Raw genomic sequence first — 15724 nt, 5'->3', positions numbered from 1 at the left:
GCTGGATGATCATCGTTCCGTGACATTTTATTCATGATCCGACGCTGAACCGCGCCGTTCAGTTTCGGTTTAGCTTCTGACTTCACTGGGGAATATCTGATCCGACTATATTTATAGTCCGCGGAAATTTATAGTCCGCGGAAACTTTCCCCCGGGCGATAGCTTTAGCGATCCGATGGCCGACGGGTTTCCCGACCGCGCCGGGTTCCGCGACACCGACTTTCAGGGAATTGCCATGGCCAGCACGACGGGTGACGGTTTCGCCGAAGACGCCGGCAAAAAGGGTGGTGCCGAGGGAGGCGGAAAGTCCACGCCGAACAGGACGCTCGACGCGCTGAACTTCTTCCTCGCCGACGTGCGCGACGGCCTCGGACCGTATCTGGCGATCTATCTTCTCGCGGTGCGCGGTCCGGCGCACGGCTGGAACGAGGCGACGGTCGGCATGATCCTGACCATCGCCGGGATCGTCGGGCTGATCTCGCAGACCCCCGCCGGCGGCCTGATCGATCGCGGCAGGAACAAGCCGCGGATCGTCATGATCGCGGCATTGCTCGTCACGCTCAGCAGCATCTCGCTGCCGATCGTCACGGGCTTCACCGCGGTCGCCGTCACTCAGTCGATCGCCGCCATCGCGGGTGCGGTGTTCGCCCCGGCGATCTCGGCGATCACGCTCGGGCTGGTCGGCCCCAAGCTGTTCGCCAAGCGGGTCGGCCGCAACGAAGCGTTCAATCATGCCGGCAACGCGGTGTCGGCGGCGCTGGCGGGCGTACTCGCATGGCAGTTCGGGCCGGTCGTGGTGTTCTGGCTGATGGGCGCGCTGACCGTCGCCAGCATCGTGACGGCGTCGCGGATCGACAATGACGACATCGACAACGCGGTCGCGCGCGGCCTGGATTGCGAGCCCGAGGACGATTGCGAGGAACCGAGCGGCTGGAAGATGCTGATCGAGAACAAGCCGCTGATGATCTTCGCGGTCACCGCCTTCCTCTTCCACCTCGCCAACGCGGCGATGCTGACATCGGTCAGCCAGCTGCTCTCGCGCACCGTCGGCAAGGACCAGGCGACCTCGCTGACCGCCGCCTGCATCGTCGCCGCGCAGCTCGTCATGGTGCCGGTCGCGATCGTGGTCGGCCGCAATACCGAGAAATGGGGCACCAAGCCGCTGTTCCTGATCGCGTTCGGGTTCCTCGCGGCGCGCGGCGCGCTGTACACCGTGTCGGACAATCCGTGGTGGCTGGTCGGTGTGCAGGCGCTCGACGGCATCGGCGCAGGCATCTTCGGTGCGCTGTTCCCGGTGGTGATCGCCGATCTGACCAAGGGCACCGGCCGGTTCAACGTGAGCCAGGGCGCGGTGGCCAGCGTGCAGGGCCTCGGCGCCGCGCTGTCCGCGACGCTCGCCGGGTCGATCATCGTCTGGTCGGGCTACACGGCCGGGTTCCTGACGCTCGCCACCGTCGCCGGCCTTGGGCTGGCGCTGTACCTGATCGCGATGCCGGAGACGAAGGACCGGGCGAAAACGGCTGCGTGAAAACGGGTCGCGGATGACGCCTGCCAGCGTCCCGGCCCACCTGTCCCGACGTGGTACATACCGACTAGATGCAGGCACAAAACTACCAGGAACCAAGCGCTTAGACGGCAGTTTATGCGTCCAGTCCGGTTGCAACGGTGGCGTAACGAGCACGCTTTCGATGCGGCCGATCGCGGTCACGCGATGCGAGACGTGATTTCTGAAAGGAATACGATCATGAACAAGGACGAGTTTCAGGGCGGCGCCCGCTATGTCGGCGGCAAGGTCGAGAAGGCTATCGGCGACACCGTGAACAGCCGCGACTGGCAGGTCGACGGCGTCGTCGATCAGGTCGCCGGTGGCGCACAGAATCTGTACGGTCGCGCCAAGTCGGCGATCAACGACGCGGTCGATGGCGCACCCGAGCTGGCCGAGAAGATCGGCAGCGAAGCCCGCGACGCCGGCGAGCGCGCCGCCGAGGTCGCCCGTCGCGGTGCCGCATCGGCCCAGGCTTCGGCGCAGGACGCCCCCATCTTGTGGGCGCTCGGTGCGGCCGCGGTCGGCTATGGCATCGCCTGGCTCGTGCACGGTCGGCGCGACTGATCCCGTGGCTACGGACCCCACCCCCTTGGCGCCCGCCCTCAAGTCGCTCCGCGACTCCGCCGATCTGCGCCACCTGCGCCAGATCATCGCGGGGCTGAACGAGGGCGTGATTCTCATCGACCCCGACCAGGCGATCCTGTGGGCCAATCATGCGGCGCTCGGGATGCACGGGGTCGAGTCGGTCGAGGATCTCGGCAGCACGGTCGACGATTACCGCCAGCGGTTCCAGCTGCGGTATCGCAACAACCACAAGCTGAACGACGCCGACTATCCGATCGAGCGGGTGGTGTCGGGCGAGGCGTTCTCGCAAGTGGTCGTCGAGGTCGCGGTCGCGGGCGAGCGGGAGCCACGCTGGGTCCACCAGGTCCGTAGCCTCGTCCTCACCAACGAGGTGGAAGAGCCGGAATGCCTCGTCCTGATCATCCAGGACGTGTCGGCACGGTTCGAGGCGGAGGACCGGTTCGAACAGTCGTTCAACGCCAATCCGGCGCCGGCGATCATTGCCCGTCTGTGCGACCTTCGTTTCGTGAAGGTCAACCAGGGCTTCATCGACATGACCGGGCACGACCGCGACGCGATCCTGGCGGGCAGTGTCTACGATATCGACGTGCTGGCGCGCGCCGACAAGCGCGACCTCGCCAAGGAACGCCTGAAAGAGGGTCGCACCATCCCGCAGATGGAGGCCGAGCTGGACCTTCCCGGCGGCGCGACCAAGCTGGTCATCGTCGCCGGCCAGCCGATCGACATGAGCGGGCAGCCGTGCATGCTGTTCACCTTCGCCGATCTCGAACCGCGGCGGAAGGCGGAGCAGGCGCTTCGCCAGAGCGAGGAGCGGTTCACGCGGACCTTCTCGCTCGCACCCGTGGCGCTGGCGATCGGTGCGCTCGACGGCCACCGGCTGTGCGACGTGAACGAGGCCTTCACCGCGCTGACGGGCTATTCCGCGGACGAAATCGTCGGGCGACCGCTCGACGAGGTCGACCTGTGGGAAACCCCGGCGCTGCGCGAGGCGATGGAAGGCGAGATCGAGGCGGGCACGCCGATCCGCGACCGCGAGGTCCGTCTCCGTCTCAAGGACGGCGAGGTCATCGACTGCATCGTGTCGACCGAACCGATCATGCTCGGCGACGAAGCCTGCGTGCTGTGGGCGATGCGCGACATCAGTACGCGCAAGGCGTCGGAGCGCGAACTGGTCCACGCGATCGAGGCGGTGATGAAGGACACGAGCTGGCTCAGCCGCTCGATCATGGAGAAGCTCGCGCGGATCCGTACGCCGCAGGTCGAGCCGATGGGCGTCGGGCTGGACGAACTGACGCAGCGCGAGCGCGAGGTGCTGGCGCTGATCTGTCGCGGGCTCGACGACAAGTCGATCGCGCGTGCGCTCGACGTATCCGGCAACACCGTGCGCAACCACGTCGCACGGATCTATTCGAAGATCGGCGTCAACCGTCGCAACGCCGCCGCCGCATGGGCGCGCGCACGCGGCTTTGATGGCGATTCCATGCCGGTGCCGACGGCGCGCACCGGTGCACATTCCCTGGAGGCGACGGCATGACCCGCGCAAAAGATCTCAAGCCAGACGCTTTGTTCAAGGACGGGTCGTTCAAGGACGGGTCGTTCCAGGACGGGGCGCCGCAAGATAGGGACGGCACCCCCGCCGAGGAGCGTGCACGCGTTCGCCAGGCCCGGGAATCGGTGCAGGATGCGATCGGCAAGATCATCGGCGAGCCGCTCGGCGAACAGCCGGACGGCGATGCCGAAAACGACGCCGACCGCAACGGCAAGGACGAGGCGCGAAAGCCCGTCACGCCTCCGGTGAAGCGCGGAAACCACATCGACGAGAACGGCGCAGACTGACGCCGTCGTTCGACAGCTTTTATAACAGGAGTATTTATGGCTACCCATCTGACGCCCGGCGGCCTGCCGGTCGATGACGTTCGCTATGCGAAAACCCCGACGCGCGTATCCTGGGGTGCGATCTTCGCGGGCGTCGTGCTCGCGATCGCGGTCCAGCTCGTGCTCGGCATCCTCGGGACCGGCATTGGTCTCAGCCTCGTCGATCCGGTCGAGGGCACCACGCCGGGGGCGGCCGGTTTTGGCATCGGCGCGGGCATCTATTGGGTGATCACGACGGTCATCGCGCTTGGCGCTGGCGGTTATGCCGCGGCACGCGTCGCCGGCGTCCATGATCGTTTCGACGGCCTGGTCCACGGCCTGGTCGTGTGGGGCGTCACGCTGATCCTCACCCTGTACCTGCTCACCTCGGCGGTCGGCGGCATCATCGGTGGTGCATTCCGCACCGTCGGCTCGGTCGCTTCCGCAGCTGGCACGGGCATCGGCGCCGCAGCACCCAAGGTCGCCGACGTCGCGAATGTCGACGTGACCGACGTCCGCGAGGAAGCTGCCGAGTATCTGTCGGACGCGCCGTCGGATCCCGCCCTGATGACGCCCGAGCAGGCGCAGAAGGAAATCGCCAAGCAGCTGCCGGCGCTTGCCCGCGGTGGCCAGGACGGTGCGCAGGCCGAAAGCCGGATCGTCGACATCGTCGCCGCCCAGCGCAAGATCAGCCGCCCCGAGGCCCAGGCCCAGGTGACGCGCGCCAAGGCACAGTTCGTGAAGACCAAGAACGACACGATCGAGACCGCCAAGTCGGCCACCGACGCAGCCGCCGGTGCCGCTGCCGGGACGTCCTTCATGGTCGTGATCGCGTTGCTGATCGGTGCCGCAGCCGCTGGCTTCGGTGCTACCGCCGCAGCACGTCGCCGCGTCTAAGGCCGCATCTGAGACTGTCGAGACTGCTCGCTTCCACTGCCGGGACAGCGCCGACACCGGGTCGTCTCTCCGAGCGCCCCGGTCGAGGACCGATCGCCAGGAATCGGGTTAAGATCGTCGAGAAGGGGGCTGCCGGCTTTGGCGGCCCCCTTTTTATGGACGGAGCACGGGTCGAAGTGTCCGGCCCCCTACAATCAGGAAAATCGTAATGGACAGTGCCCAGACCGAACGGGCGTCGTTGCGCGAGGCCATAGCCCAGGCCTTGCACCTGGCCGACGCACAGCACGAGACGTTGATCGCGGCCTTGCTTGCGGACGCACTGGCGGCGGCAGATCGAGCCGCCGTCGCTTAGGCGGCATGTGACTGCGTGCCTATCGATCTACATGAAAAGCCAAGGATCAGGGCGATCGAAGCCGGACACTCTGGCGTGGCATGTTGCGCTGTGGGGAGGTGCCGGAAACGGCTCGCTCGAGAAAAGGGAATAACGCGCGCGAGCCGCAGTCCAGGCAACTGGATACGGTCTTGGGGACGTACGCCAGTAGCTTTCTGCATGCGCCTGTCGGAGCGCGATATCAAGCAGAATTTGAACATGAAGTATGCCGACCTGCCTTGGTGACGAGCCAAAGGTTGATGGCCGGCCGACATACCTCCGGCTCAACCAACGACCCGTTCGATCGGACGCAAATCCTGTGCGATTCTAGTCACTAACCGATCCAGTTCGATCGCCGGCCAATCAGATCCCAATCAGATCCCAATCAGATCAGCGCGTCGAGCAGGCCGATCAACGGACGATCCGCGGGCGGCATCGGCAGCGCGTGCATGTCCGCCGGCCTGACCCATCGCAGCGCCGTCGCTTCGAGTGCGCGTGGCACGCCGCTCCATTTGCGCGTCACGTAGAGCAGCAACAGCAGGTGACGCTCGCCCAACGGCGCGCTGGCGAACGCGGCGGGCGCGAGGCAGGCTTGCGGCACGGCGATCGCCAGTTCCTCCTCGAGCTCACGGATCAACGCCGCCTCGGGCGTTTCACCGGGCTCCACCTTGCCGCCGGGGAACTCCCAGAGCCCGGCAAGCGACCTCCCCTCCGGCCGTTGCTGCAAAAGGACGCGCCCGTCGATATCGACGAGCGCCGCGGCAACCACGGGCAACAGCAGAGGCGCGGCAAAATCGAGCCGGTCGTTGGTCATCCCTTAAGTTCCTTGCGACTAGACGTGCCCGATGAGGCCAAAATACCCTGCGACGATCCCGCCGTTCCTGCTCCGAACAATGGCGCGTGCGCTGCGCGAATCCCGCGGCGCCACCGCGGTCGAATATGGCCTGATCCTCGCCTTCGTCGTGATCGCCATGATCGTCGGACTGACCGGTCTGGCCGGTTCGACGACCCGCATGTGGACCTATGTCGAAACCAGGGTCGCTGGCGCTCGATAGGCCCCGGCAGAAAACTGAGGCCGCCTTAAACCTTTCTCAACTCACCACTTGTATCCCTCGAATTGCTGATCCGGCCCGTCCGGTCCAGCCGGGTGACACTAGACAAATCGAAGTATGGAGACCGGAATGACAACGATCCGCAAGTTTTTCAAGAACAGCAAGGGTGCGACCGCAATCGAGTACGGCCTCATCGCCGCGCTGATCGCCGTAGCCGCGATCGCCGCGATGCAGGGCCTGGGCAACAGCCTGAACAAGACGTTCAACAACGTCTCGACCAAGCTGAACGGTTCGACGGCTGCCGCAACCTGATCAGTAAAAGATCACGAACCAGATTGGGCGGCGAAACTCTGTTTCGCCGCCCTTTTTCGTTCAGGGGCTCAGAGGCGGCCCATCTTCAGGAACTTGGCCTGGCGATCCTTACGCAGGTCGGCCGGCGCAAGCGTCACGAGATCGTCGAGCGCCGACGACAGCGCGTCGCCCAGCGCCTCGATCGCCGCGACCCGGTCACGGTGTGCGCCACCCAGCGGTTCGGCGACGATGTCGTCGATCACGCCGAACGCCTTCAGGTCCTGCGCGGTGATGCGCATCGCTTCGGCCGCCTCGGGTGCCTTGTCCGCGGTGCGCCACAGGATCGAAGCGCAGCCTTCGGGGCTGATCACCGAATAGACCGCATGTTCGAACATCAGCACGCGGTTGCCCGCCGCGAGCGCGACCGCGCCGCCCGAGCCGCCTTCGCCGACGATCGCCGCGATGATCGGGACGCCGGCGTTGAGGCAGGCTTCCGTGGAGCGCGCGATCGCCTCGGCCTGGCCGCGCTCTTCGGCCTGGATGCCGGGGAACGCGCCTGAGGTGTCGACCAAAGTGACGATCGGCAGGCCGAATCGGTTGGCGAGTTCGACGAGGCGGATCGCCTTGCGATACCCTTCGGGCTTCCCCATGCCGAAATTATGGCGGAGGCGGCTGGCGGTGTCGTCGCCCTTCTCATGGCCGAGCACCATGATTTTCCGGCCCCGGAAGGTCGCGAAGCCGCCGAGGATCGCCTGGTCGTCGCCGAACGCGCGGTCGCCCGCCAGCGGGACGAACTCTTCGAACAACGCGGCGACGTAATCCTTGAAGTGCGGGCGTTCCGGATGGCGCGCGACCTGCGTCTTCTGCCACGGGGTCAGCCGCGCGAAGGTATCCTTCAGCAGCTTGTCGGACTTCGCCTGCAGACGGGCGATGTCGGCGGCGAGGTCGACGCTGCCTTCGGCGGCGGTATCGCGGAGTTCGTCGATCCGGCCCTGGAGTTCGGCGATCGGTTTCTCGAAGTCGAGGAAGCTTGGCATAGGCGGCGGTTACGGCGCGGGCGCGTCCGCGTCAACGAGGTGGCAGTCTGCCAGCGGGTGCCGCGTGTTGACGAGTTCGACGAGGCGGCTCGAATCGACGTGCGTGTAGATCTCGGTAGTCGCGATATCGGCGTGGCCGAGCATCGATTGCAGCGCGCGCAGATCGGCGCCGCCCGCGAGCAAATGCGTGGCGAAGGCGTGGCGCAAGACGTGCGGGCTGACGCGATCGGGCGGGATGCCGGCCTCGGCGGCGAGCGCCTTGACGAGTTGGTACAGGCGGATGCGCGACAGATGGCCCTTGCCCGAGGGAAAGAGCCACAGGCGATCCGCCGCGACATGGGTGCGCCAGACCGCCACCGCGGCGCGCGCGCGGTCGGAAATGGGGACGAGCCGCTCGCGCCCGCCCTTGCCGCGCAGGATCAGGAACGGACGATCGGGATGGACCGCATTGCGCGGCAGACTGACGAGTTCGGTCGCGCGCAGGCCGGAGCCGTAGAGCAGCTCGAACAACGCCGAGAGCCGCAGGTCGTTGGGATCAAGCGGATCGCGCGCGGCGCGTTCGGCGATCGCCGCGAACAGCCGGTCGATATCGGCGTGGCTCAGCACCTTGGGCAAGGTGCGTGCGGTACCGGGACGGGGCAGCGCCTTGCCGGGATCGTCGGCGCGGTGGCCTTCGTCGGCGAGGAACGCGAAGAAGCGGCGCAGCGAGGCCGATTTTCGCCCGACCGTCGAACGGGACAAAGCCGACCAGCCACCCGCCAGTTTCGCCAGCGTATCGACATCGGCATCGACCAACCCGCCGTCGAGCGCCTGCGAGGCGAGCGTCAGGTCGCTGCGATAGGCGGCGACTGTGTTGGCCGCAGCTCCTGCTTCCGCGGCCATCATCTCCAGGAACCGGTCGATCAGCGCGCGGTCCGACGCGTGGGTCACGCCCTGGCACCCGGCGTGGTCACGCCCTCGCTATCGCCTCGGCGGCGATCATTCGCGCTTCGCCGTCGAGTCCCACGGCGCGCAGCGCGCCGACGATCCGGTACAGCGCCTCGGGTGGAATATCCTTCCAGCCGGACGCCTGCATGCCGATCGCGGCGAGCACGACGACCGTCCCCGGCTGACCGGCGCGCGCGGCCCGGTCGAGCGCGCGGGTCCAGGCATTGTCCGCACCAATCCGGACACCGAGCGACTGCGCAGCGCGCTCGATATCGCCGGAGTTGAGTCGCCCTAGCCCTGCGAGCCCCGCGAACAACATGCGCTGCTTCAACGCCGAATCGCCCTCGCCGCCCGAATAGGAGGCGAGGTCGGAATAGCTGAGCCGGCGATACGCGTCGGGATCGCTGAGCATGATCATCGCCCAGGCGTCGCCACCTGCCGGCACTGTGCCGAGCCACCGCGCGGCGGTGCGGTCGAGCCCCGCGGACAGCATCGACGCGACCAGATGGTCCGCCTCGGCCTTCGCCAGCGTCGGGTTCATCCGCGCCGCCGCCCGCGCGGTCAGCACGAGCCGCGCGTAGGACGGCCGCGTGGCCGCCCCGCCCCACAATTGGCGCAACGCATTCAGCCGCGCATCCGGACTGCGATCGGCATAGGCGGTCTGGAGATCGTTGGCGGTCGCCGTCGCCGTGCTTTGCGTATCGTCGTCGGTCGAGGCGGCGGCGTAGAGATCGACCAGCGCGGCGCTGGAGAGCACCCCCTGCCCTGCCGCAGACTCCGCAGGCGCCAGCCGAGCCCCGAGCGGAACCGACGGCGAGAGCGCCTGCCAATAGCGAACCTGAGGCCCGGCGCTCGCATACAGCTCGTCCGGCACCGCGACGCCGGTCGCCATCGCCAGGCCGAACCGCCATGCGGTCAGCTGGTCGATACCATCCCATTCGATCGTCACCGCCTGGCGCCCCTGCGCGCCGGCACCGACGACCTTCTGCGCAAGCAGCATGTCGATGCCGCTGGCGACGTTGCGGCGCTTGGCGGTCGCGATCAGCGGGGTCGCCTGCGCGGGATTGCCCGACAGCCCGGCGCACATGGCTTGCGCCATCGTCCAGCCCCGCGCCGGCGCATAGCGCATCGCACCGGGGACGAGCGGGCAGAACCCGGCGGGATCGCCCGTCGCCAGCGAGGCGTTCATCGCGACCTGATACAGCTTCGGCGTGTAGTTGTCGGTATCGACGCCCTGCGTGACTGCGCGAGCCGCGACCGATTCGCCCATCCGCAGCAACAGCCAGGCGCGCTCGGCTGCGAAGTCCGCGCCGTTGGTGCGGCTCGGCGTATCGACGCGCGACACCAGCGCGCGCCGGAGCAGGATCGACATCCAGCGCGACGGCAGCGGCGCGGTCAGCCGGCGCATCAGCGTCTCGACATATTGGCCGTCGGCATCGCCGAACGCGTCGGCCTCCAGCCCGCCCTGGCTCGGGGTCACCGGGCCGACCGTCGCGAGCGAACGACGCGCGAATTCGGGCATCTCGTAGCGCGCGAGCACCGCCGGATCGACCGGGGCCGGCGTCACGGCGGGCACGGGCAACGCGGTTTCGGGCGTGGTCGCCGGCAGCGGCTGGATCATCGCGCTCGGCGGCAGCGGTTGCCCCGGTGTCGGCGATTGCGGCGATTGCGGCGTTTGCGTCCCACCTGGCGTTGCCGGACGTGCAGGCTGCGTGCCGGCTGGAGGGGCCGGACGCGGCGCAGGCGTGGGCGTCGGCTCGCCGAACCCCGGCGGCAGGATCGATTCGGGACGGTCCTGCCCGATCGCCGGTGCCAGCGCGACCAGGGCTCCGACGGCAACCGCCGCCGTCAGGGTTGCCTTAAGAGAGGTTCGCAAGCGTCACGGCCTTCTCGACGCGGCTCTGCGGACGCTCGGTCGCACGACCGGCCAGCAGGAACAGGCCGCCGACCACCACGACAAGAACGACGACGACCGAGACGATGAAACGGGACATGACGGCGTAACCTTGTAGTGGACGGGGTAGTGGACAAAACAGGCGGCAAGAGCTTTTGCCCTCGCGCGGTGCCGCTGTATAGCGCCCCTCACGATGTTGCAAAGCCACAACCCCTCAGGCGGGCCCTCAGGCGGTTCCGCCCCTGCCCCGATCGACCGGCCGATCGTGCTTGTCGGGCTGATGGGCGTCGGCAAGACCACGGTCGGCCGGCGCCTCGCGCTGCGCATGAACCTGCCGTTCGTCGATGCCGATCACGAGATCGAGGCCGCGTCCGGCATGACCGTCACCGAGATCTTCGCCAAATACGGCGAAGAGTATTTTCGCGACGGTGAGCGCCGGGTGATCGCGCGGCTGATCGACGGCACGCCGAAGGTCATCGCGACCGGCGGCGGCGCGTTCATCAACGACGACACGCGCACGCTGATCCTGCGCGACGCGATCTCGGTGTGGCTCAGCGCGCATCCGGACATTCTGGTCGAGCGTGTCGGCCGCCGCGACAGCCGCCCGCTGCTGCGCAACCGCGACGCGGGGAAAGTGCTCGCCGAACTGGCGCGCGTCCGCAACCCGATCTACGCGCAGGCGCACATCCATATTGTCAGCAACAAGACGCCGCACGAAGCGACCGTCGCCGCAATCCTGAGGGCGCTTGGCCGATGAAGACCGTTACCGTTGAACTGGGCGCGCGGACCTATCCCATCCATATCGAAGCGGGGATTCTTGCGAAGGCCGGCGACTATCTCGCGCCGCTCGCGGGGAAGCGCCGCGTGGCAATCGTCACCGACGAGAATTTGTCCGTCCACCTCGCGACGTTGCAAGCCTCGCTGACGGCGGCCGGTATCGCGTCCGAGGCGATCGTTCTCGCGCCTGGTGAAGGCAGCAAGAGCTGGGCTACGCTGGAAATGCTCTGCGACCGGCTGCTCGAACTCGGGGTCGAGCGCGGCGATCATGTCGTGGCGCTGGGCGGCGGCGTGATCGGCGATCTCGTCGGGTTCGCATGCTCGATCCTCAAGCGCGGGTGCAACTTCGTGCAGATCCCGACGAGTTTGCTCGCGCAGGTCGACAGTTCGGTCGGCGGGAAGACCGCGATCAACACCCGCGCCGGCAAGAATCTGATCGGCGCGTTTCACCAGCCGGTGATGGTGCTGATCGACCCGCAGGTGCTCGACACGCTGCCGATCCGCGAGTTGCGCGCCGGCTATGCCGAGGTCGTGAAATACGGCCTGATCGATGATTTCGCGTTCTTCGAATGGTGCGAGGCGAATGGCGCCGCGTTGCTGGGCGGTGACATCGGCCTGCGCGAATACGCGATCGCACACAGCGTTTCGGCAAAGGCGCGGATCGTTGCGGCGGACGAGCATGAGACCAACGGGACGCGTGCGCTGCTCAATCTCGGGCATACGTTCGGGCATGCATTGGAAGCCGAGACCGGGTTCTCGCAGGCGCTGATCCACGGCGAGGGTGTGGCCGCGGGGTGTGCGCTGGCGTTCGGGTTCTCGGCATCGCAGGGGATCTGTTCGGGTCAGGACGCGCAGCGTGTTGCCGCGCATTGGCGTGACGCGGGATTGCCGGACGGGCTGGCGGCGGCCGGTGTCGGCGCGAGCGGCGCGCGGCTCGTCGATCACATGCGGCACGACAAGAAGATGGCGGCCGGCACGCTGCCCTTCCTGCTCGCGCGCGGGATCGGCCGGACGTATCTCGACAAGACCGTCGACCTCGCCGACGTCGAGGCGTTCCTAGACGCGCAGCCCCGCTGATGCCCAACGGGATCGCCAAGCAGAACCTGCCGACCAAGGTCTGTCCGGCGTGCGAGCGGCCGTTCACGTGGCGGAAAAAATGGGCGCGCGACTGGGACAGCGTGATCTACTGCTCCGACGCCTGCCGGAAAAAGCGATAGCCCCGTTTCAATCCTCCCCTGCAAGGGGAGGTGGCAGTCCGCAGGACTGACGGAGGGGTATTGCGCCATCGAGAGGGCGTTACCCCTCCGTCTGGCTCCGCCAGCCACCTCCCCTTGCAGGGGAGGATCAGGGGCGGCTCGCACTCCACGCCAGCCACAGCCACCCACCGATCAACAGCGCCCCACCAATCGGCGTGATCGCGCCGAACCAGCGCGGCGCACCCAGCGCCATCGCATACAATGTCAGCGCAAAGATCGCCGCACCGACCACGAACAGCCACGCCGGCCCACGCGTCTCCATCCGAACCGCGACCAGCGCCGCGACCACATGGACGAGCTGGTACTGCGCCCCGGTCTTCAACCATTCCGCCGCCGAGCCAATCGCGCCGTGTGCGCCGAACGCCCCCGCCGCGACCGCGATCGCGCCCGACAAGGCTGCAAGAACAACGATAATCATTGCGAATCATTCCCCCAGGGAAACCGCTTGGCAGTCTCGGCCCGCGCCGCGCGCATGTCGCCGGAATCGATCTGCAACTGCAACCGCTCCTTGTCGCGCGACCGGTATATCTCCTCCGCGCGATCGATATCGGCGGGCGCGACGTCGAGCCCGCGCAATGCCAGCCGCGCCATCTTCACCGCCGATTCGAGCACCTCGCGCACGACCGCGGTCGCCGACGTGTTCTTCAACTTCACCAGCGCGCGACGATCGAACGCACGGACGTAGATCGCCGCCTTCGGGAACGCCTCGTGCACGCCTTCAATCGTGTCCGGATCGAGCTGATCGCCGTCCATGCAGAAACAGATGATCTCCGCATCGGCCGCGCCCGCCTGGCGCAACAGGTCGAGCCGCGTGCCGTCGCCGTAATAGACCTTCGCGCCGAACTCGCCGGCGATGTCGATCATCTCGATATCGGTGTCGATCAGCGTGACCGGGATGTCCTGCGCGAGCAGCATCTGGCCGACCGTCTGGCCGAACCGTCCATAGCCGACGATGATCGCATTCGCGCCGTCGACCTTGGGGCCGTCCCGCTCCTGGTCCTTGGCGATCGGCTCGGTGCGGAAGCGCTTGGTGATCCCCATCAGGAACGGCGTGGTCGCCATCGACAGCGTGATGATCGCGCCGAACAGGCTCGCCGCCTGCGGTTCGATCAGCAGCCCCGCCTGCGCCTGCGCGAACAGCACGAAGCCGAACTCGCCGCCCTGGCTCAGCAGCAGCCCAAGCGCGAACGCCTGCCGCCACGTCATCTTGAACGCCATGCCGATCAGCATGATCACGCTGGTCTTGGTCAGGATCAGCGCCGCCGCCATCGCCACCACGAACACCGGCCGCTCGGCGATCGCATTTAGGTCGAGCACCATGCCGACCGCGAGAAAGAACAGCCCGAGCAGGATCGAACGGAACGGCTCGACATCGGCCTCCAGCTCATGCCGATACGGACTGTCCGCGAGCATGACGCCGGCGATGAACGCGCCGAGCGCGGTCGAAAGCCCGAGCCATTCCATGATCGCGGCGCTGGCGATCACCGTGAAGAGACCCGCAAATACGAACATCTCGCGCTCGCCGAGATTGCCGATCAGGCGGAAGAACGGGCGGAGCAGGAAGCGCCCGGCGATGATCAAGCCGCCGACCGCGAGCACCGTATAGATCGCCAGCAGCCACCCCGGCGGCGCGTTGGCATCCGCCGGGTTCCGGCTCATCGCCGCGACGATCGTGATCAGCGGCACGATCGAAAGGTCCTGGAACAGCAGGATCGAGAAGGCGCGTTCACCGAACGGCGTCCGCATCCGGCCCGACGAGCGCAGCATCGGCAGCACCTGCGCGGTCGACGACAGCGCCAGCGGGAGGCCGAGCGCGAGCGCGGCGGGCAGCGAGAACTTCGCACCGATCCAGACGATCGCGGTGATCGCGAGCCCACAGATCGCGACCTGGAGCAGCCCGAGCCCGAAGATCTCGTGCTTCATCCGCCACAGGCGCGACGGATTGAGTTCGAGCCCGACGATGAACAACAGCAACGTGATGCCGAGTTCGGCGAACCCGAGCTTCGACTCCGCATCGCCGACGAGGCCAAGCACATGCGGCCCGACGACCGCGCCCGCGACCAGATACCCCAGCGTCGCACCCAGCCCGAGCCGCCGGAACAGCAGCACGAACATGAGGCCGAACCCGAGCAGTACGACACCGTCCCGCAACAGCGACGGCGACGCCTCCGCCATCAGACTTTCGCCTTTGCAGCGGTGTCGGCGGCCTCTGCGGCAGCCTCGGCGGCGGCTTCGAACGCCAGCCGGATCGAGGGGTGGCGCGCGGTGTAGTCGAGCGCGGGGGTAAAGATGTCCATCCCCGGCCAATCAGGCGCATCGCCCTCGCGCGCAAGCCATGCCGTCAGCGCATCGCGCGTCGCGGCGAGTTCGGCGGGGGTGCGGCCGAGGATATTGGCGGCGAGCAGCGACGACGACGCTTGGCCGAGCGCGCAGGCGCGGACCAGCAGGCCGACCTCGCTGACGCGGCCCGAATCGTCCACCGCGACGTCGACCGTCACCCGGCTCCCGCAGATCGGCGAGCGTTTCTCGGCGGTCGCCATCGGCTCGGGGAGGCGTTCGTGGTGCGGGATCGTCGCGGCGAGGCGCAGGATCTCGGCATTGTAGAGGGGAGCGCTCATGACTTCGGCTCGCTTGCGTTTTCGGATCGGGAAGGGTCGGATCTGGAAGGCGGGGTGGTTGCGCCGAAGACGGGTTTGCCACGACGGCGGCGGTCGACGAAATCGGCGATGCTCGCGCTGGTCGCGTTGAGCAGCGGATAGGTGCGCGACGTCGTCATCCAGCCGGGCCGGCGCGAGGCTCCGCCGCCCATCGTGTCGATGACGAGCGTCGCGAGCAGGAAGACGAGGCTGGCGAGGATCAGGCCCTTCAGCGCGCCGAACCCGAAGCCAAGCGCGCGGTCGACCGGGCCCAGGATCGAGGTCCGCGTCCGCGCACCGATCGCATTGGCGACCAGCCGCCCGCCGATATACGTCACCCCGGTGATGATCGCGAACGCGAGCACCGCAGCGCCGCCGACCGTGCCGACCACCGGCGACAGCGCGGCGGCGAGCGGTATGTGGAACAGCTTGAGCATCGCGACCATCGCCACCCAGGCGAACATCGACAGCACTTCGGTCACGAACCCGCGGACCAGCCCCAGCACCGCGGACCCGGCGACGGCGATCAGGACGACGATGTCTAGGGCAGTGAGGTTCATGCGCTCTGGAATAGGGACGCAGGGGCCGAACCGCTAGTGCAT

The 15724-nt window shown here is 67.4% G+C and carries 20 protein-coding genes; 11 read left to right on the top strand and 9 right to left on the bottom strand.

The window, feature by feature from the left end:
* Positions 1-175 precede the first annotated feature (175 nt).
* From NLI89_RS10255 to NLI89_RS10230, 6 genes are all read left to right on the top strand, one after another.
* A complete protein-coding gene (locus tag NLI89_RS10255; RefSeq protein ID WP_254686966.1) occupies positions 176-1528 on the top strand; it encodes an MFS transporter in 1353 nt (450 codons plus the stop codon).
* A gap of 216 nt (positions 1529-1744) precedes the next feature.
* Positions 1745-2110, top strand: coding sequence for a CsbD family protein (locus NLI89_RS10250; protein WP_254686965.1), 366 nt, complete (start codon positions 1745-1747; stop codon positions 2108-2110).
* Positions 2111-2114: 4 nt separating this feature from the next.
* Positions 2115-3665 carry a PAS domain S-box protein gene (locus NLI89_RS10245; RefSeq protein ID WP_254686964.1) on the top strand — a complete coding sequence of 517 codons (1551 nt, stop codon included), beginning with the start codon at positions 2115-2117 and terminating at the stop codon, positions 3663-3665.
* Positions 3662-3967 carry a hypothetical protein gene (locus NLI89_RS10240; RefSeq protein ID WP_254686963.1) on the top strand — a complete coding sequence of 102 codons (306 nt, stop codon included), beginning with the start codon at positions 3662-3664 and terminating at the stop codon, positions 3965-3967. The genes NLI89_RS10245 and NLI89_RS10240 overlap by 4 nt, the downstream gene beginning before the upstream one ends.
* Before the next feature lie 36 nt (positions 3968-4003).
* Entirely contained in the window at positions 4004-4882 is an 879-nt protein-coding gene (locus tag NLI89_RS10235; RefSeq protein ID WP_254686962.1) for a hypothetical protein, read from the top strand.
* Positions 4883-5090: 208 nt separating this feature from the next.
* On the top strand, positions 5091-5234 hold the full coding sequence (locus tag NLI89_RS10230) for a hypothetical protein (RefSeq protein WP_254686961.1): 144 nt from the start codon (positions 5091-5093) through the stop codon (positions 5232-5234).
* Between the two features lie 403 nt (positions 5235-5637).
* Here NLI89_RS10230 and NLI89_RS10225 read toward each other — a convergent pair whose 3' ends face one another.
* Entirely contained in the window at positions 5638-6066 is a 429-nt protein-coding gene (locus NLI89_RS10225; protein WP_254686960.1) for a (deoxy)nucleoside triphosphate pyrophosphohydrolase, read from the bottom strand.
* Between the two features lie 31 nt (positions 6067-6097).
* Between NLI89_RS10225 and NLI89_RS10220 the strand changes: the two genes are divergently transcribed.
* Together NLI89_RS10220 and NLI89_RS10215 are read left to right on the top strand one after the other, a co-directional pair.
* Complete coding sequence (locus NLI89_RS10220) at positions 6098-6307, top strand: Flp family type IVb pilin (protein WP_254686959.1); 210 nt, start codon at positions 6098-6100, stop codon at positions 6305-6307.
* Between the two features lie 126 nt (positions 6308-6433).
* A complete protein-coding gene (locus NLI89_RS10215; RefSeq protein WP_254686958.1) occupies positions 6434-6616 on the top strand; it encodes a Flp family type IVb pilin in 183 nt (60 codons plus the stop codon).
* A gap of 68 nt (positions 6617-6684) precedes the next feature.
* Here NLI89_RS10215 and NLI89_RS10210 read toward each other — a convergent pair whose 3' ends face one another.
* The 4 genes from NLI89_RS10210 to NLI89_RS21740 are packed head-to-tail and all read right to left on the bottom strand — an operon-like array spanning position 6685 to position 10553.
* Positions 6685-7632 carry an acetyl-CoA carboxylase carboxyltransferase subunit alpha gene (locus NLI89_RS10210; protein ID WP_254686957.1) on the bottom strand — a complete coding sequence of 316 codons (948 nt, stop codon included), beginning with the start codon at positions 7630-7632 and terminating at the stop codon, positions 6685-6687.
* 9 nt (positions 7633-7641) lie between these two features.
* Positions 7642-8562, bottom strand: coding sequence for a tyrosine-type recombinase/integrase (locus NLI89_RS10205; RefSeq protein ID WP_368077268.1), 921 nt, complete (start codon positions 8560-8562; stop codon positions 7642-7644).
* Between the two features lie 19 nt (positions 8563-8581).
* Entirely contained in the window at positions 8582-10435 is a 1854-nt protein-coding gene (locus tag NLI89_RS10200; protein ID WP_368077267.1) for a hypothetical protein, read from the bottom strand.
* Positions 10419-10553 carry a hypothetical protein gene (locus NLI89_RS21740; protein ID WP_267904487.1) on the bottom strand — a complete coding sequence of 45 codons (135 nt, stop codon included), beginning with the start codon at positions 10551-10553 and terminating at the stop codon, positions 10419-10421. Before NLI89_RS21740 ends, NLI89_RS10200 begins: the two co-directional genes overlap by 17 nt.
* Positions 10554-10646: 93 nt before the next feature.
* Between NLI89_RS21740 and NLI89_RS10195 the strand changes: the two genes are divergently transcribed.
* Genes NLI89_RS10195 through NLI89_RS10185 form a run of 3 tightly spaced genes read left to right on the top strand, consistent with a single transcriptional unit; the run spans position 10647 to position 12447 of the window.
* Positions 10647-11210 carry a shikimate kinase gene (locus NLI89_RS10195; RefSeq protein WP_254686956.1) on the top strand — a complete coding sequence of 188 codons (564 nt, stop codon included), beginning with the start codon at positions 10647-10649 and terminating at the stop codon, positions 11208-11210.
* Positions 11207-12307, top strand: a complete 1101-nt coding sequence (gene aroB / locus NLI89_RS10190; RefSeq protein ID WP_254686955.1) for a 3-dehydroquinate synthase — start codon at positions 11207-11209, stop codon at positions 12305-12307. Before NLI89_RS10195 ends, aroB begins: the two co-directional genes overlap by 4 nt.
* Entirely contained in the window at positions 12307-12447 is a 141-nt protein-coding gene (locus NLI89_RS10185; RefSeq protein WP_132739257.1) for a DUF2256 domain-containing protein, read from the top strand. Before aroB ends, NLI89_RS10185 begins: the two co-directional genes overlap by 1 nt.
* Before the next feature lie 127 nt (positions 12448-12574).
* Here the strand turns inward: NLI89_RS10185 and NLI89_RS10180 are convergent, their stop codons facing one another.
* The 4 genes from NLI89_RS10180 to NLI89_RS10165 are packed head-to-tail and all read right to left on the bottom strand — an operon-like array spanning position 12575 to position 15682.
* A complete protein-coding gene (locus tag NLI89_RS10180; protein WP_254686954.1) occupies positions 12575-12904 on the bottom strand; it encodes a DUF423 domain-containing protein in 330 nt (109 codons plus the stop codon).
* The gene (locus NLI89_RS10175) at positions 12901-14661 is read right to left on the bottom strand and encodes a cation:proton antiporter domain-containing protein (protein ID WP_254686953.1); all 1761 of its coding nucleotides are present in this window, start codon (positions 14659-14661) and stop codon (positions 12901-12903) included. The genes NLI89_RS10180 and NLI89_RS10175 overlap by 4 nt, the downstream gene beginning before the upstream one ends.
* Entirely contained in the window at positions 14661-15104 is a 444-nt protein-coding gene (locus NLI89_RS10170) for an iron-sulfur cluster assembly scaffold protein (protein ID WP_254686952.1), read from the bottom strand. The genes NLI89_RS10175 and NLI89_RS10170 overlap by 1 nt, the downstream gene beginning before the upstream one ends.
* On the bottom strand, positions 15101-15682 hold the full coding sequence (locus NLI89_RS10165) for a CvpA family protein (RefSeq protein WP_254686951.1): 582 nt from the start codon (positions 15680-15682) through the stop codon (positions 15101-15103). Before NLI89_RS10165 ends, NLI89_RS10170 begins: the two co-directional genes overlap by 4 nt.
* Positions 15683-15724 lie beyond the last annotated feature (42 nt).

The sequence above is a fragment of the Sphingomonas faeni genome (assembly GCF_024273235.1).
GTDB lineage: Bacteria > Pseudomonadota > Alphaproteobacteria > Sphingomonadales > Sphingomonadaceae > Sphingomonas > Sphingomonas faeni_A.
The sequence above is the reverse complement of the archived record's forward strand: the minus strand, read 5'-3'. Positions and strand labels throughout refer to the sequence as shown.

Excerpts from the sequence above, each read along its gene's own strand:
- NLI89_RS10170 (WP_254686952.1), bottom strand. The coding sequence starts at position 15,104 with ATGAGCGCTCCCCTCTACAATGCCGAGATCCTGCGCCTCGCCGCGACG.
- NLI89_RS10225 (WP_254686960.1), bottom strand. The coding sequence starts at position 6,066 with ATGACCAACGACCGGCTCGATTTTGCCGCGCCTCTGCTGTTGCCCGTG.
- NLI89_RS10235 (WP_254686962.1), top strand. The coding sequence starts at position 4,004 with ATGGCTACCCATCTGACGCCCGGCGGCCTGCCGGTCGATGACGTTCGC.
- NLI89_RS10195 (WP_254686956.1), top strand. The coding sequence starts at position 10,647 with ATGTTGCAAAGCCACAACCCCTCAGGCGGGCCCTCAGGCGGTTCCGCC.
- NLI89_RS10180 (WP_254686954.1), bottom strand. The coding sequence starts at position 12,904 with ATGATTATCGTTGTTCTTGCAGCCTTGTCGGGCGCGATCGCGGTCGCG.
- NLI89_RS10220 (WP_254686959.1), top strand. The coding sequence starts at position 6,098 with ATGAGGCCAAAATACCCTGCGACGATCCCGCCGTTCCTGCTCCGAACA.
- NLI89_RS10210 (WP_254686957.1), bottom strand. The coding sequence starts at position 7,632 with ATGCCAAGCTTCCTCGACTTCGAGAAACCGATCGCCGAACTCCAGGGC.
- NLI89_RS10230 (WP_254686961.1), top strand. The coding sequence starts at position 5,091 with ATGGACAGTGCCCAGACCGAACGGGCGTCGTTGCGCGAGGCCATAGCC.
- NLI89_RS10255 (WP_254686966.1), top strand. The coding sequence starts at position 176 with ATGGCCGACGGGTTTCCCGACCGCGCCGGGTTCCGCGACACCGACTTT.
- NLI89_RS10185 (WP_132739257.1), top strand. The coding sequence starts at position 12,307 with ATGCCCAACGGGATCGCCAAGCAGAACCTGCCGACCAAGGTCTGTCCG.
- NLI89_RS10250 (WP_254686965.1), top strand. The coding sequence starts at position 1,745 with ATGAACAAGGACGAGTTTCAGGGCGGCGCCCGCTATGTCGGCGGCAAG.
- NLI89_RS10240 (WP_254686963.1), top strand. The coding sequence starts at position 3,662 with ATGACCCGCGCAAAAGATCTCAAGCCAGACGCTTTGTTCAAGGACGGG.
- aroB (WP_254686955.1), top strand. The coding sequence starts at position 11,207 with ATGAAGACCGTTACCGTTGAACTGGGCGCGCGGACCTATCCCATCCAT.
- NLI89_RS10165 (WP_254686951.1), bottom strand. The coding sequence starts at position 15,682 with ATGAACCTCACTGCCCTAGACATCGTCGTCCTGATCGCCGTCGCCGGG.
- NLI89_RS21740 (WP_267904487.1), bottom strand. The coding sequence starts at position 10,553 with ATGTCCCGTTTCATCGTCTCGGTCGTCGTCGTTCTTGTCGTGGTGGTC.
- NLI89_RS10215 (WP_254686958.1), top strand. The coding sequence starts at position 6,434 with ATGACAACGATCCGCAAGTTTTTCAAGAACAGCAAGGGTGCGACCGCA.
- NLI89_RS10175 (WP_254686953.1), bottom strand. The coding sequence starts at position 14,661 with ATGGCGGAGGCGTCGCCGTCGCTGTTGCGGGACGGTGTCGTACTGCTC.